Raw genomic sequence first — 15,931 nt, forward strand, 5'->3', positions numbered from 1 at the left:
AAAGAAAATTTTGTGGAAGCATATGTTCACTTAGGTATTACTTACTTCAAAATAGGCTACATAGGATTTGCAATCTCTGCATGGAAAAAAGGGCTTGCAATAAACAGTGAAAACAAATTATTGAAAACTTTTATATATCTTGTTGAAGCTGCTAAGGAGGTAGATTGATGCTCGATTTAAAACTTATTACGGGTAATCCGGAATATGTTAAGAATGAACTTAAAAAAAGAAATACTGAAATAGATATAGAAAATATTTTAAAACTGGATGAAGAAAGACGCAAAATCATATTAAACGTTGAAGAGCTCAAAAAGCTCAGAAATGATACTTCAAAAGAGATAGGAATAATCAAAAAACAGGGCGGGGACATATCCGAGATTTCTGCTAGGATGAAAAAGGTCTCCGAAGAAATATCTGAGCTTGACAACATGTTGAAAAACGTGGAAGAAACGCTGAAAAATATTCTTCTTAACATCCCAAATATCCCTGACGAGACAGTACCTGTGGGAAGTGATGAAAATGCAAATGTGCTCTATAAAGAATATGGACATAAGCCTTCATTTGATTTTGAACCCAAAGCACATTGGGAAATCGCTGAAAGCCTTAATCTTGTTGACTTTGAAAAAGGGGCTACACTTGCAAAATCAAGGTTTTCCGTCTACACGGGATTTGGCGCAAAGCTTGAAAGGGCATTGATAAACTTTATGCTGGATGTTCAATCTGAAAACGGATACAAAGAAATAATCCCGCCGTTTCTTGTAAATGCAAATACAATGACAGGCACAGGACAGTTGCCAAAGTTTGAAGAAGAACTTTTTAAGTGCGAAAGAGATGAGCTTTATCTCATTCCAACTGCTGAGGTGCCTTTGACAAACCTTTATGCAGATACAATTCTAAGCGAAGAAGACCTACCCATAAAAGTAACAGCTTATACACCTTGTTTTAGAAGAGAGGCCGGAAGCTACGGAAAAGATGTGAGAGGGCTTATAAGACAACATCAGTTTAACAAAGTTGAGATTGTAAAAATAGCCCATCCTGAAAATTCAATGATGGAGCTTGAACTTTTGCTTGAAGATGCGGAAAAAATCCTGCAAATGCTTGGTCTTCATTATAGAGTTATGACACTCTGCACCGGAGACTTAGGATTTTCATCTTCCAAAACCTATGATATTGAGGTATGGCTGCCAGGGCAAAATTGTTATCGGGAAATTTCATCCTGCAGTAACTTTAAAGATTTTCAGGCAAGAAGAGCCGGTATCAAATTTAGAAATAAAAATAAAAAAGTGGAGTTTGCCCATACATTAAATGGCTCAGGCCTTGCGGTGGGGAGGACATTCCTTGCTATTTTGGAAAACTATCAGCAAAAAGACGGCAGTGTAGTTGTGCCGGAGGCTCTTAGACCATATTTAGGTGTTGATATTATAACAAAATAACATGCCAACACTTTATCTGATGCCAACTCCGATAAATGGTGACTTTAGCCTGTTAAATCACCTGGCTAAAGATTTACTTTACTTGGTAGATATCATTATCGGGGAAGAAAAAAAGCAAACTATCAGGCTTCTTGCGGCTAACAATTTGAGAGAAAAGCCTTTCTTGCTTTTGAACGAACATACAAACTATGAAGAAAAATTTAACATTGCAAAACTGATTTCAAATAAAAAATCTGCAATCCTTTTCAGCGATGCCGGAACACCTTGCGTAAGTGATCCGGGGTATGATTTGGTGGATTTGTGTTACGGGCTGAACATAAATGTAAAAACGTTATGCTTTGAGTCGTCTGTAATGGCCGCGCTGTCTGCTTCAGGTTTTTACGCAGAAAAATTTGTATATGCCGGATTCCCACCTATCAAAGGGGGCGAAAGGTTGCAGTTTTTTAAGAATCTGCCGGTTTCAGGCATGACAACAGTGTTTCTTGAAAGGCCTTACGCACTTAAAAAGGTAGTTGATGAATTAAAGCATGTTAAAACAAGAATATTTATCCATATAAATATCGGTTATAAAAATGAAACTTTTCTCAGGGGCTATTACAAGGATTTTGCTGCCAAAAAAGATTCCCTGCCAAAAGCGCCGTTTGCAGTAGTTATTGAAGGTAAAAATGAATAAGACATTCGTCATTTTCTTGTTAATCCTTGCAGGCTCTTTTGTGTCATTACAGGCAAGCATAAATGCAAGGCTTGCAAAACACGTTGGATTTCTTGAAAGTGCCTTTATTTCCTTTTTTGTCGGCACGATTACCCTTTTCATTTTTCTGATGTTAAAAGGTGACCATAATCTCAAAAACATTACGGATGTACCTTTTTTATACCTGACAGGGGGAATTTTGGGTGCAATTTTTGTTTACTCAATTACATATTCTGTCCACATCACCGGTGTAACAACCGCACTTGCAATAACAATTGGTGTCCAGCTTTTTGTAGGGTTAATTTTGGATAAATTCGACCCGATGAAAGTTATAAAATTAAATATTGGTCTTTTAAATGTGCTTGGAATAATTCTCATTATTTTAGGAGTAATCCTGACATCATGGAGGAAATAAATTGAGTGAACTCATTCTGATTTACACACAAGCAATAGTTACATTTTTCCTTGTTATAGACCCCCCAGGTCTCATACCTGTTTTTCTTGCAATAACAAAAGGGATGCAAGAAAGTGAGAGGGTAAACCTGCTAAACAAGTCCATAATAGTTGGATTTGTCCTCCTTATAGTATTTACTATTTTTGGAAGCACAATTTTGCGGCTTTTCGGAATAGATGTCCATGATTTCAGGGTAGCAGGCGGTCTTTTGCTTTTAATTGTAAGTCTTCAAATAGTTTTTACCAACCAGGAAAAAGAGTTCAGCACATCAAGGCCAGGTGTAGTACCTTTTGCGACCCCTTTAATGGTAGGACCAGGGGCTGTAACAGCTACCATAGTCTTAAGCGGTACAATTGGAATTTTAAAAACTTTGATAGCTGGCGCAGTAGCATTTGTCCTTGCTTACATTGTACTTTATTTTGGTAAAAAACTTTTTGATATATTGGGAAAAGACATAACTGAAGTAATCACCAAGGTGATTGGTCTTATCCTTGCGGCAATATCGGTAAGATACATCAGAGATGGTTTTTTGGGAATATTTAGCAGTTTTAACTAAATGTTCTTTCATTTTTTAAGAAAGAAAGCCTCAATATAACAAAAAAACCTCTGACAAATTATGCAAACCTTTTGAAAACCCTTAATTTTAAATAAAAATTAGCGATTAAAATTCTTTCAAAAAATTTCTTGACTTTTCATTTTTTATAGATATATTCTTTAACTCCTGACGCGGGGTAGAGCAGTTTGGTAGCTCGTCGGGCTCATAACCCGAAGGTCGTCGGTTCAAATCCGGCCCCCGCAACCAATTGATATTTATCTTTTTATATAAATGGCGGATTAGCTCAGGTGGTTAGAGCATGCGGCTCATATCCGCAGTGTCCGGGGTTCAAGTCCCTGATCCGCCACTCTGCTTGTTTCTCAATTAATTATTTAAAAGTAATCTTATTTTGAAAGCCACTTAATATACAAACTTTTTTATTCCAAAAAATATTTGATTTTTTCATCAAAATCTCTTATTTTAATATTACTAAACTTAAGGAGATGGCCATGAACATACTGGTAATCGACCCTGGTTCAACCTCAACAAAGATAGGAATATTCTTAGAAGATAAGCTTTTCAAAGAAAATATCAAACACGAACGCTCCGAATTAGACACTTTCAAAACAATATATGATCAGCTTGAATATAGGTTTAGTATAATTAAACAAATTATACAGGACAAATATGACCACATTACTTTTGATGGCATAATTGGTCGCGGCGGGTTAATCCATCCGGTGGAAGGTGGAATATATGAGGTAAACCAAAAAATGTTGGATGACCTTAAAAAGGGGGTTAACGGACAGCACGCTTCAAACCTGGGCGGGGTACTTGCAAAAATTTTTGCAGAAACTTACAACTGCAAAGCCTTTATTGCTGACCCTGTAGTTGTGGATGAAATGATGCCTGTTGCAAAGTATTCCGGATTAAAAGGGATTGAAAGAAAAAGTATATTTCATGCTCTAAACCATAAAGCTACCGCAAGAAAGGTAGCAAAAAAAATTGGAAAAAATTATGAGGACGTTAATTTTATTGTGGCTCACCTTGGCGGAGGAATTTCAATAGGTATTCATAGTAAAGGGAAAGTGATAGATGTAAACAATGCACTTGATGGTGATGGTCCTTTCTCACCGGAAAGAGCTGGCGGATTGCCGGTAATCGGGATTAAAGAATATTTGCACGACAACAATCTCACCATAGAAGAGCTTTCAAAAGTGGTTTCAAAAAAAGCAGGGTTGATGTCATATCTTGGTAAAGTCGATATGATTGAAATAGAAAAAGATATCGAAAATGGAGATAATTATACAAGGGAAGTTGTACAAGCAATGTGCTATCAGATTACCAAAGAAATTTGCTCACTTGCCGCCGCAACTTACGGAAAGCTTGATGGAATAATACTTACAGGCGGACTTGCTCACAGCAATTACCTCGTAAAACTGATAACCGAAAGGGTGTCTTTTTTGGGCAAAATATTCGTAGAGCCGGGTGAAAATGAAATAGAATCGCTTCTTATGAGTGCACAATTAGCCCTTGAGAATAAAATAGAAATCAAACAATATATGGAGCAGTAAATGGGAATAGGAAATAACATAGAAAAAAATCTCCAAAGCAAAAAAATTACAGTTGAAGAGCTGGCAAAATTTACAGGAATTGAAGTATCAAGACTTAAAGATTTTATAACGGAAAAACATACACCCTCTGTCTCTGACCTTTTAAAAATTGCCACATATCTTGACACAGATATTTACTCACTGATATATGGCCAGGAGTTTGAAAGCAAAAAAGCCCAAAAGACCGCAAAATCTTCCAGAGTAAAAATTAGCCGAAAAGATGCATATTCTTATGAAAGCCTTGCTCCGCTTTATCCTGGCAAACATATAGAGCCATTTATTGTAGAAATCCCCAAAAAAGAGGTTGTAGAAACAAGTATACACTCAGGTGAGGAATTTCACTATGTACTTGAAGGAAAGCTAAAAATTACTGTCGGTGAAGAAGAATTTATACTGGAAGAAGGTGATAGCCTGTATTTCGACTCATCAATAGCCCACACAATAAGTTCAATTACCGAAAAATCCAGAATCATTGCAGCCATTTATAACAGCAGTTCAATGGCACAATTTGCCAGGGGCTCAAAAATGAGAGCCCTTATTCAGGCAGCAAAATTGTTAAAAAAACAAGTAATTTGTCTTGTTTGCCCTGACAAAACTTCTGCCGAAGCATGTAAAGTAGCCATTGATGAAAATATAATAGACAGCGTTGTTTTTGTGGGGGACAAAAAAATATCCGAAGAATTAATCCAGATCCTTAACCTTAACCGTAACAAATTGACAATAGTAAATATTCCCTATTCAGACTCCTATGAAAACGAATGCGCAAAGAAAGGGGTGGAAATAATAAAAAAAGGCCTGGCAAGCCTCATAATGAAAGGGAAGATTAACACGGCAAACTTTGTAAAAGCTATTCTTGACAAAAACAATGGTATAGCTTCCGGCAGAAGAATGTCGCTTGTAAGCATATTTGAAGTCCCCAATGTAAATAGACTCATTTTCCTTACAGACCCCGGAATAAACCCTACGCTTTTTGTTGACAACGACTTAAATTACAGTATTGAAATTATTAAAAATGCAATAGATGTTGCAAAAGCAATGGGGGTAGCAAGACCAAAAGTTGCCCTTCTTGACGCTAACGAAGTCCCTTCTGCAAAACTTCCCACTACCCTTTATGAAGACAAACTTTCAAAAATGGATTGGGAAGATGCCGATGTATACGGTCCTCTATCTTATGATCTTGCTTTATATGAAGATGCGGTAAAGAAAAAGGGGTTAAAAGACAACAAAGTGGCAGGAAAAGCAGATATTATAGTTGTACCTCATATAGAAGGGGGTAATTTCCTTTACAAGGCATGGGTTATGACTATGGGCGCCGAGGTTGCAAACATAGTACTTGGAGCTACTGTGCCAATCATCCTCACATCAAGAAGCGACAGCGATATGACAAAGTTCCTTACAATCTGTGCAAGTGCAATTTATGGAGAATATCAGAAAAACAAGTAGCAACCAATATTGCCATATAAAATTATACATTAAGGCTTCTTTCGTAAAATTTTATATTGATAAATCTCTTTTTGTGTAATAAATTTAGCTTGCTATAATTTTATATTGGTGAAAATATGAATACACTTAAAATTACATCCAAAGTCTTGAAATCCCTCTCCGAGAAAAACAGGCTTAGAATCGCTATCATGCTTCTAAAGCGAAATCTCTGCGTTTGCGAAATAAATGAAGTGCTACATATTGCACTTTCAACGATTTCAGCCCACCTAAAAAATCTCAAATATTCAGGTGTTATAGAGGATTGCAAGGAGGGCAGATGGGTTGTTTACAAGTTGACAGATAATCAGGAAATAAGAAATTTTGTAAAATACCTTTACGAATCTGTAAAAGAAGATAAGACCATCAAAGATGATCTTTCAAAAATTGACGAAATAGACAGATATAGCTGTTCAACCCAGGCAACCAAGCCCGAAAATGCTTGAAGACTTTATCTCAAAATATAAAAGAATTTTTTCCGAAGATTTTGAGTTTTTTTTCGAATCCCTGAAAAAAACAAACAGAAAATATTTTAGGGTGAATACCGCACGAAATATAGATTACTTAAGCGAATTTGAAAATATAAGCTTAATAAAAAAAGTTGATGGATTTGAAGCCTACGAATATAATGAATCAAAAATGGATATTTCATCATCTCTGGGATTTCTCACAGGTGGACTTTACATACAAAACATCTCTTCACTTTTTCCACCCAGGATTTTATTCGAACATATAAAGCATCTAAAAAATCCCATTATTCTTGATTTATGCGCTGCCCCGGGCGGGAAAACCACTTACATCAGTGAACTTTTAAAAAGAAGTGGGCTCATTATAGCAAATGAAATTTCATCAAAAAGATTAAAAGCCCTTAATTTTAACATTACAAAATTTGGTAGTTACAATGTTAAAACAGTCAGTATCGATGGAAGAATTGCCGACAAAAAGCTGCCCCCTATTTTTGATGCAATTTTACTGGATGCTCCCTGCAGCAATGAAAATAAAATTTTAAAGAATGATACAGTTAAAAGTTTCTGGTCAGAAGAATTTATCAAAAATACGCAAGGTATTCAAAAAGATCTGATAAGAAGTGCATTCTCCCTTTTAAAGCCGGGAGGCTTTTTGGCATATTCCACCTGCACATTTTCATTGGAAGAAAATGAAGAACTAATAGAAGGTTTTTTGGCAGAAAATACAGATGCCATTCTCGTAGATATAAATGGTGGCGTTTACCCTGAGGGACTTTCAGGCAATCGGGAAATTGACAAAAAAGTAATAAGGGTATTGCCTCACATTATGGAATTTGACGGCTTTTTCATTGCACTTATTCAAAAACAGGGATGTATAACTGAAAATGAACAGATTAAAAGTAATGAAAAATTTAAAGAAGATATTGATATTTTTGACAATAATTTTATCAAAAATATTCCTCTACAATTAAAAAACAATAAGGTTTATATCAACCCTTTGCTACAACTTGGCAATAACTTATGTGATAAAATAAGATTTCAAAATACAGACTTTTTACTTGGGCAATTTATAAAAGATTTTGTAATTTCCACCGAAGCCTCATGGGAATTTGGCGCAAAAGTTAAAAACAAATACAGACTTCAAATTTCATACCAAGAAAGTGTTGAATATTTAAACGGTTATGATATAAACTTTTATCCTGATATTATAAAAGAAGGTATTTTGTATTATAAAAATATACCTGTCGGTCCTTTTAAGGTAGTTGACAAAAGAATAAAAAATAAACTTAGCAGATATTTCATATATAACAGGGTGTAAGTTTTGAAAAAAGTTCTTGTTGTAGAAGATAGCAAATTTTTCCGGAATATTCTCAAAAATGAGCTTGAAGATTTAAATTTAAAGACAACTCTTGCCTCCAGTATAAAAGAGGCGGAATATTATCTCAATAAAGAGCATTACGATTTTATCACAATGGATGTAAATCTTCCTGATGGAGATGGCCTTGATTTTTGCAAAAAATTAAAACAGAGCAGCAAATTTTACAAGTCTCAGATAATAATTATTTCATCTGAGGATTCTGATTATCTGAAAAAAGCAAGCTTCGACGCCGGTGCGTTCAGTTTTTTTCACAAAGATTATATCGAAGGCAATTTAAAAAAATTTCTCAAAACAACGATATCTATGGCACAGATTATCACCGGCTCTGCCAACCCGGTTGTTATTGTTGAAGATAGCGAATTTCAGAGCAGATACATAACAAGCCTCTTTGATCTTGCAAATATAAGTGTAATATCATTTAAAGATACGACAAGTGCATCTGACTTCTTTTCCAATGAAAATGCGATAGATTTAATAATAGTTGATTATTATCTTCAGGATAATACCTGCGAAAGCCTTATACAGCTAATAAGAAAAAATAAGTTTTACGACAAGGTGCCTATTATTGTAACAACAGTAATGGATGAAAAGGAAAAAAAATACGACCTTTTTCTCCTTGGAGTAAATGATTTTGTCGAAAAACCTTTTGACCCAAGCGAATTTTTCCTGCGAATAAGAAGCCATTTAAGAATAAAAAGTTTGATGGATATGCTTGATGCCAAAAACAAGCTTTTATCCATTAAGGCAATAACAGATGAACTGACAGGGCTCTTTAATAGAAGATTTTTCTGGGAAACATTAACAAGTGAAGACAATCGTGCCAAAAGAGCAAACCAAGCTTACTCAATATTGCTTTTTGACATTGATAATTTTAAAGATATAAATGATACTTATGGCCATATAAATGGTGATAAGGTATTGGTTACATTATCTGACACATTAAAAAAACATATCAGAAAATTTGATACACTTGCAAGGTTTGGTGGAGAAGAGTTTATTATGCTGCTGCCTGATACACCCAAAAATAAGGCAGAAGTTGTCGCTGCAAAAGTTTTGGAAGTTACAAGAAACATAAAGTACGATTTTACCGACAAAATGGTTACAGTAAGTATTGGAATTGCTGACTCTGCTGAATGCAAAGCATTTGAAGAGGTAATTCAAAAAGCAGACGAAAGACTCTACAAAGCAAAACAAAACGGTAAAAACCGTTATGAGATTGAATAAATACGGAGGATTATTTATGAAAAAGTTTTTCTTATTGTTTGCTACAGCTATTTTTTTAAGCCTGGCATTTAGTGGATTTGCAAAAGAAATCAAAGCTGGGTTTATCTATGTAGGTCCGGTAGGTGACGGTGGATGGACTTATGCCCATGACCTTGGCAGAAAAGAGATGGAAAAACTGCCATTTGTTGGCAAGTCCACCTATATTGAATCTGTCCCTGAGGGAAGTGATGCTGAAAGGGTAATCACCAGCCTTGCCAAAAAAGGGCATAATCTGATTTTTACAACAAGTTTCGGTTTTATGGATCCAACAATCAATGTGGCAAAAAGATTTAAAAATGTTGTTTTTATGCACTGCTCCGGCTATAAAACTGCTGAAAATGTAGGAACATATTTTGGTAGAATGTACGAACCAAGATATTTAAGCGGAATTATTGCAGGCAGTATGACAAAAAGCAATATAATAGGTTATGTGGCTGCATTCCCTATTCCGGAAGTCATCAGAGGGATAAATGCCTTCACTCTCGGAGTAAGATCAGTAAACAAGGATGCTGTGGTTAAAGTGGTATGGACACAGACATGGTTTGACCCCGGTACAGAAAGAAATGCTGCTGAAAGCCTCCTTGATGTAGGCGCTGATGTCCTTGCTATGCACCAGGATACTCCTGCTACTCTTCAGGCTGCCGAAAACAGAGGGAAATATGTAATAGGCTATAACTCCGATATGAGAAGTTACGCACCAAAAGGTTTTTTAACGGCGCCTGTGTGGAATTGGGGAGCAATATACAAATATGTTGCCCAAAAGGTAAACGATGGAACATGGAAAAGTGAGCAAATCTGGTGGGGTATGGACAAAGGTGCAGTAACTCTTGCTCCAATAAGCGATAAAGTACCAGCTGAAGTGGTAAAAAAGGTAATGACCGCAAAAGAAGACATAATAAATGGTAAATTCCAAGTATTTACTGGGCCAATTAAAGATCAGTCAGGCAAATTGGTACTTGAAGAAGGAAAAACCTTTACAGATGGAGAACTTTTAGGTATGAATTTCTTTGTGGAAGGAGTTCAGGGAAATTTAAACAACTAAGAATCCAGACACCCTGGTAATGCCAGGGTGTTTTTTTGAGGTTTTAATGTCATCCTGTATTTTAAAGATTGAAAATATAACAAAGTCCTTTGCTGGCTTTATTGCCAATAAAAATGTAAATCTTGAGATTTTTGAAGGGGAAATACACACAATCCTTGGTGAAAATGGTGCCGGCAAAAGTACTCTGATGAATATTTTAACGGGACTTTACAGGCCTGACAGCGGAAATATTTACATAAATGGCACCAGGGTAAACATTAAATCCCCAAAAGATGCCCTCAATTATAAAATAGGTATGGTTCACCAACACTTTATGCTTGTGAATAACATATCAGTTTTTGAAAACCTTTTGCTCAGCATGAAACTCGATTCTTTTGTTATAAATGAAAGAAAACTTAAATCAAAAGTCAAAGAAATTCTAAGAGAGTTTGAACTTGACATAGATATAGAAATGCCAGTATGGAAGTTGTCAATCGGCCAGCAACAGTGGGTCGAGCTTATAAAACTATTAATCAGGGATTCTAAAATTCTCATTCTTGATGAGCCAACTGCGGTTTTGACACCTCAGGAATCAGAATTTTTATTTACATTTCTGACAAAACTAAAAAGCCAGAATAAAGCGATTATTTTTATCTCCCATAAGATGAAAGAGGTCATGACACTTTCTGATAAAGTTACTATTTTAAAAAAAGGGGAAACAGTAAAGACGTTAAATAGAGGTGAATTTGACGAACAGCTTCTTGCAGAGCTTATGATAAGCAACAAAGAACATCTTAAACTTGAAAAGTCTGCCAAAGTTTTTAGTAAACAAATTTTGAAGATAAAAAATCTTAACGTAAAAAACGATAAAGGGTTGTCCGATCTTTCAGATTTTTCTCTTGAACTTTTTGAGGGCGAAATCCTTGGGATTGCGGGGATTACCGGCAATGGTCAAAAAGCACTTGCAGAAGTTTTGACAGGTCTAAAAAAACCATTATCTGGACAGATAATTGTAAATGATCAGGACATAACATATTCCACTTCCAAATCAAAATATATTTCCGGAATTGCCCATATCCCTGAAGACAGAAAAACTATGGGGATTGCGCCAGACCTTTCTGTTGATGAAAATCTTATCCTGAAAAACTATTCATCTGATAAGTTTACAAACTTTTTTTTCCTCAATAAGGAAAAGATTAAACAAAATGCAAGGGAGCAAATAGAAAAATATTCAATAAAAATGGGTTATGATGGAATACCGGTCAGGCTTTTATCCGGCGGCAATATTCAAAAAGTAATAATCGCACGGGAGCTTTCCGAAAACCCCTTGATACTTGTAGCGCTCTATCCGACAAGAGGGCTTGATGTAGGTTCAGCAGAATATGTCCACCAGGTGATACTTGATTCAAGAGAAAAAGGGATGAGTACTATATTGATATCGGAAGATCTGGATGAACTTCTTAAAATTTCTGACAGGATAGCAGTTATGTTCAGAGGGAAAAACATGGGATATCTGAGTCCCGAATCTGCAACAAAAACAGAAATCGGACTTTTAATGAGTGGGAAAAAATGAAATTTAAAGTTTTAAAAAAGCCTCCCGTTCAAGGCTATAAGTCTTTTTTGACAACACTGTTTTCAGTAATAATCGCACTTTTGATAAGTGGTGCTTTTCTGATGCTGGTAGATGTAAACCCGATTAGTGCATATAAGGATATGCTAATAGAGTCATTAGGCTCATTTTATGGTCTCACTGAAACATTGGTTAAAACTACTCCTCTCATTTTGTGTGGTCTTGGAGTAGCTGTTGCATTCAGGATGCAATTATGGAATATCGGTGCAGAAGGGCAACTTTATATGGGTGCATTTGGAGCATCACTTGTGGCATTGCACTTAAACGTAGAAAGTCATTTTGTTATGATAACATTGATGTTTTTGTCATCGATATTTTTCGGTGGTCTTTGGGCATTGATTCCCGGCGCTCTTAAAGCAATATACAATGTAAATGAAACCATTGTGACTTTATTGATGAACTATATTGCAATATTGTGGGTAGATTTTCTTGTATACGGAGCATGGAAGGACCCCAAGGGGTTCAATTTCCCTCTTTCAGCAGAGTTCTCCTCTGCAGCAAGACTTTCAGAATATTTTGATACAAGACTTCATACAGGTTTTTTCATTGCTCTTGTCTGTGCGCTTATAGTTTATCTTCTTATAGAAAAAACTATCTGGGGTTATGAAATAAAAGTCATAGGGAGCAACTCAAAAGCAGCTGCCTATGCAGGGATTAATATCAAGAAAAATATAATGCTGGTAATGTTTATAAGCGGTGCATTAAGTGCAATAGCCGGTTTTTCTGAGCTTGCAGGTGTACAACACCGCCTGCAACATGCAATTTCTCCGGGCTACGGCTACACTGCAATCATAATTGCCTGGCTTGCCAAAAGAAGTGCTTTAGGTGTGGTGTTAGTTTCCTTTCTTATGGGGGTGCTTTTTGTTGGAGGGGACTCTATGCAAATTTATTATCAATTGCCAGTTGCTATGGTTAGTGTATTTCAGGGGCTAATCCTGTTTTCCCTTATTGTAGCAGAATTCTTTAAGGAGCACAAAATTATAATGGTGAAGCAGCAATGATTTCAATAATTATAGATGCAACAATACGTGCAGGGACATCAATTTTGTATGCCACACTGGGGGAAATAATTATCGAACGCTCCGGTATAATAAATCTTGGAATTGAAGGGTTAATGCTAATTGGAGCTCTTTCAGGTTTTTACACTACCTACACAACAGGAAGCCTTTTTCTTGGAGTCATTTCTGCTGTCTTAATAGCTGGGATTGCGGGTCTGATTCATGGGATTCTGTGTACATATTTTAAAGGTAACCAGATTGTAAGCGGCCTTGCTCTAACTATGTTTGGGATTGGTATTACAGCTGTACTTGGCAAAAAAATGGTTGGGCAAACCATCGAAGGTTTCAAGAGAATCGAAATCCCCTTTTTGTCAAAAATTCCTGTTATTGGCAATTCTATTTTTAACCAGGACATTCTTGTTTATCTTAGTATTGTTCTTGTGTTTGTCATAACTTTTGTTTTGTATAAGACAGTGTGGGGACTAAACTTAAGAACTGTTGGCGAAAACCCTTATGCAGCCGATGTAGCAGGCATCAATGTAACTGCCTATAAGCTATGGGCAACTTTTATAGGTTCAGGCCTTGCAGGACTTGGAGGGGCATATCTTTCTCTTGCATACACCCCTTTGTGGATAGAAAATATGTCAGCAGGAAGAGGCTGGATTGCTGTTGCACTGGTAATATTTGCTTCATGGTCTTGTAAAAGAGCACTTTTTGGCGCTTATTTCTTTGGCGGAATAAGTGCTATACAGCTAAGATTGCAAGCGATGGGGACTACCATTTCAGCTCATATTTTGCAAATGCTTCCATATATATTTACCATTGTTGTTCTGATAATTGCCACTATAAAACTCGAAAAGGGATATTCAAGTCAACCTGAGTCTTTAGGACTTGTATATGACAGAGAGGATAGGAAATAATGACGGCAAGGGAAAAACTTTTTGAATTCATCATTAAACAAGGAAAAATAGATGGTGAAATTATAAATGTTGAGAAATTTCTGAATCATAAAATTTCTTATGAGCTTTATGATTTAATTGCTGAAGATTTTGTCAAACATTTTTCAGATGTCTGTTATGACAAAATTCTAACTGTTGAGTCCAGCGGGATTGTTCTTGCATCCGTTATCTCACTTAGAACACACAAGGATTTTGTTTTTCTTAAAAAGAAAAAGCCCATTACCATGCAAAACTATTACTGTGACAAGAGTTACTCGTTTACAAAACAGTCTGAAACAACTCTGTATCTTTCAAAAGAGGTAATAAACTCCGGTGATAAATTCCTTTTTGTTGATGATTTTTATGCAAAAGGGAATACGTACGCCTCTGCCTGCAAAATTGTAGAAAATGCTGGTTGCTTTATAACCGGTATGGGTGTAATTATAGATAAAAGCAATAGCGATAATATTTATTCCATTTTAAAGCTGAAGGATTTAATGCTGAATGGTTAACTTGCTAAAAACAAAACCAAAATACATAAGTTTAAAGCTTAAAATAAATGTACTTATCTTTGCTATAATGCTTTCCATCTCTTTTATAGTTTCTGCTTATTTGTCTTACAATGCTGAAAAAAAAGCACTAAATCTTGCCAAATCATATATCAAGACAATCCCTTCCATTATAGACAGTTCAATAAATAATTTTATGACAGCGGGGGATAAGCAGGTAGTCAGAAAACTTATTTTAGAACTTTCAAATGTAGAAAATGTTGTAGGAATACATATTTTTAACCCAAAAGGCGATATATCATGCAGCTATTCAAACTTTAAGAGTGAGAAACCTACCAAATATCTCGACCTTGTTTACAAAAACTTTACTCTTGAGGAGAAACTTCAGGGAATCAACACCAAAGATGTCAAAATGCTTTCATATTACAGACCATACCAGAATAAGCCTGAATGCAAAAAGTGTCACTTTGATAGTGGAGACATAATTGGTGTACTCAACATTAATGTAAACACCATGGGGCTGTCAAAAATGCTTCATAATGAAATCAATACTGTTAATATGATAATGCTTATTTCAGTAATTATTGTCAGTTTTGTTTTGTCAATTCTTGTAAATAAATTGGTCATAAACCCTTTGAAACTCCTTGAAACTGGTATGAAAAAGGTAACCGAGAATGACCTTAACAGTAAAGTCAAAATAGATTCTCGTGATGAATTTGAACTTATATCGAAATATTTCAACAATATGGTATCGTCACTTAAGAATGCAAATGAGACCATTGATAATATGCACAAAAATCTGATTCATTCCGACAGGTTAAGTACCATAGGGCAATTAACCGCATCGTTAAGCCATGAAATAAAAAATCCTCTCAACTCTATAATGATTGCCTCTGACCTTCTTGCGATGAAATGTGAAATGGCCAAAAAGGGTAAAAATGTTAATATTGAAGAAACTCTAAAACATATTGATAATATTGTCAACGACACTATCAGGATAAAAAACATTATAGACCAGACACTTAACTTCTCGAGATTAAATACGGACCAGAAGCAGGTAGTATCTGTGAGATCATTTCTGGAAACCATTTCAATATATGTAAAAAGGATTCTTTTTGACTATGAAAAAATCAAATTCAGGCTTGAGACAATGAATCCTGAAGGGGACTGTCTCTTAAATATAAATAAAACAAATATTGAACAAGTATTTATCAATATTTTAAAAAATGCAATGGAGAGTATCCCTGAAGACAGGGCGGGAGAGATTTTATTAAAAGTTTACTGCACGTCAGATCAAGAGTATATAGTCTTCAAAATTATTGACAATGGTTCGGGCATTCCGGATGAGCAGATGGATAAAATTTTCAATGAGTTTTATACTACCAAGAAAAATGGCACAGGTCTCGGGCTTCCTATTGCAAAAGACCTCGTTGAGCAACATAATGGCAAACTTATGATTGAATCAAAAGTAAATGTTGGAACTGAAGTTACCATCATGCTTCCGGTAGTTAAAATATAAAAT

General features: G+C 35.6%; 15 protein-coding genes and 2 tRNA genes. All 17 read left to right on the forward strand.

Annotated elements, in window-relative coordinates; all coding sequences use genetic code 11:
* Positions 1 to 167 precede the first annotated feature (167 nt).
* A complete protein-coding gene (gene serS / locus ACTCAF_RS00860; protein WP_463061413.1) occupies positions 168 to 1,433 on the forward strand; it encodes a serine--tRNA ligase in 1,266 nt (421 codons plus the stop codon).
* 19 nt (positions 1,434 to 1,452) lie between these two features.
* Complete coding sequence (locus ACTCAF_RS00865; protein WP_463061414.1) at positions 1,453 to 2,106, forward strand: SAM-dependent methyltransferase; 654 nt, start codon at positions 1,453 to 1,455, stop codon at positions 2,104 to 2,106.
* Positions 2,099 to 2,539 carry a DMT family transporter gene (locus ACTCAF_RS00870; RefSeq protein WP_463061415.1) on the forward strand — a complete coding sequence of 147 codons (441 nt, stop codon included), beginning with the start codon at positions 2,099 to 2,101 and terminating at the stop codon, positions 2,537 to 2,539. The genes ACTCAF_RS00865 and ACTCAF_RS00870 overlap by 8 nt, the downstream gene beginning before the upstream one ends.
* Before the next feature lies 1 nt (position 2,540).
* The gene (locus ACTCAF_RS00875; RefSeq protein ID WP_463061416.1) at positions 2,541 to 3,134 is read left to right on the forward strand and encodes a MarC family protein; all 594 of its coding nucleotides are present in this window, start codon (positions 2,541 to 2,543) and stop codon (positions 3,132 to 3,134) included.
* Positions 3,135 to 3,303: 169 nt separating this feature from the next.
* Positions 3,304 to 3,380: transfer RNA gene (locus tag ACTCAF_RS00880), tRNA-Met, on the forward strand.
* Positions 3,381 to 3,406: 26 nt separating this feature from the next.
* Positions 3,407 to 3,480 (forward strand) — tRNA-Met (locus ACTCAF_RS00885).
* A gap of 142 nt (positions 3,481 to 3,622) precedes the next feature.
* A complete protein-coding gene (buk, locus tag ACTCAF_RS00890; protein ID WP_463061417.1) occupies positions 3,623 to 4,687 on the forward strand; it encodes a butyrate kinase in 1,065 nt (354 codons plus the stop codon).
* Positions 4,688 to 6,169, forward strand: coding sequence for a phosphate acyltransferase (locus ACTCAF_RS00895; protein ID WP_463061418.1), 1,482 nt, complete (start codon positions 4,688 to 4,690; stop codon positions 6,167 to 6,169). It abuts the gene before it with no gap.
* Positions 6,170 to 6,285: 116 nt separating this feature from the next.
* Positions 6,286 to 6,651 carry an ArsR/SmtB family transcription factor gene (locus ACTCAF_RS00900; RefSeq protein WP_463061419.1) on the forward strand — a complete coding sequence of 122 codons (366 nt, stop codon included), beginning with the start codon at positions 6,286 to 6,288 and terminating at the stop codon, positions 6,649 to 6,651.
* On the forward strand, positions 6,644 to 7,990 hold the full coding sequence (locus tag ACTCAF_RS00905; RefSeq protein ID WP_463061420.1) for an NOL1/NOP2/sun family putative RNA methylase: 1,347 nt from the start codon (positions 6,644 to 6,646) through the stop codon (positions 7,988 to 7,990). Before ACTCAF_RS00900 ends, ACTCAF_RS00905 begins: the two co-directional genes overlap by 8 nt.
* Before the next feature lie 3 nt (positions 7,991 to 7,993).
* The gene (locus ACTCAF_RS00910) at positions 7,994 to 9,274 is read left to right on the forward strand and encodes a GGDEF domain-containing response regulator (RefSeq protein ID WP_463061421.1); all 1,281 of its coding nucleotides are present in this window, start codon (positions 7,994 to 7,996) and stop codon (positions 9,272 to 9,274) included.
* Between the two features lie 16 nt (positions 9,275 to 9,290).
* On the forward strand, positions 9,291 to 10,355 hold the full coding sequence (locus tag ACTCAF_RS00915; RefSeq protein WP_463061422.1) for a BMP family ABC transporter substrate-binding protein: 1,065 nt from the start codon (positions 9,291 to 9,293) through the stop codon (positions 10,353 to 10,355).
* Positions 10,356 to 10,401: 46 nt separating this feature from the next.
* Positions 10,402 to 11,907 (forward strand): ABC transporter ATP-binding protein, encoded by a 1,506-nt coding sequence (locus ACTCAF_RS00920; protein WP_463061423.1) that lies wholly within the window; start codon positions 10,402 to 10,404, stop codon positions 11,905 to 11,907.
* A complete protein-coding gene (locus tag ACTCAF_RS00925; protein ID WP_463061424.1) occupies positions 11,904 to 12,965 on the forward strand; it encodes an ABC transporter permease in 1,062 nt (353 codons plus the stop codon). Before ACTCAF_RS00920 ends, ACTCAF_RS00925 begins: the two co-directional genes overlap by 4 nt.
* Complete coding sequence (locus ACTCAF_RS00930; protein WP_463061425.1) at positions 12,962 to 13,882, forward strand: ABC transporter permease; 921 nt, start codon at positions 12,962 to 12,964, stop codon at positions 13,880 to 13,882. Before ACTCAF_RS00925 ends, ACTCAF_RS00930 begins: the two co-directional genes overlap by 4 nt.
* A complete protein-coding gene (locus ACTCAF_RS00935) occupies positions 13,882 to 14,412 on the forward strand; it encodes a phosphoribosyltransferase family protein (RefSeq protein ID WP_463061426.1) in 531 nt (176 codons plus the stop codon). Before ACTCAF_RS00930 ends, ACTCAF_RS00935 begins: the two co-directional genes overlap by 1 nt.
* Positions 14,405 to 15,928 (forward strand): sensor histidine kinase, encoded by a 1,524-nt coding sequence (locus ACTCAF_RS00940; protein ID WP_463061427.1) that lies wholly within the window; start codon positions 14,405 to 14,407, stop codon positions 15,926 to 15,928. Before ACTCAF_RS00935 ends, ACTCAF_RS00940 begins: the two co-directional genes overlap by 8 nt.
* Positions 15,929 to 15,931: the final 3 nt, after the last annotated feature.

Source organism: Deferrivibrio sp. (genome assembly GCF_055117995.1).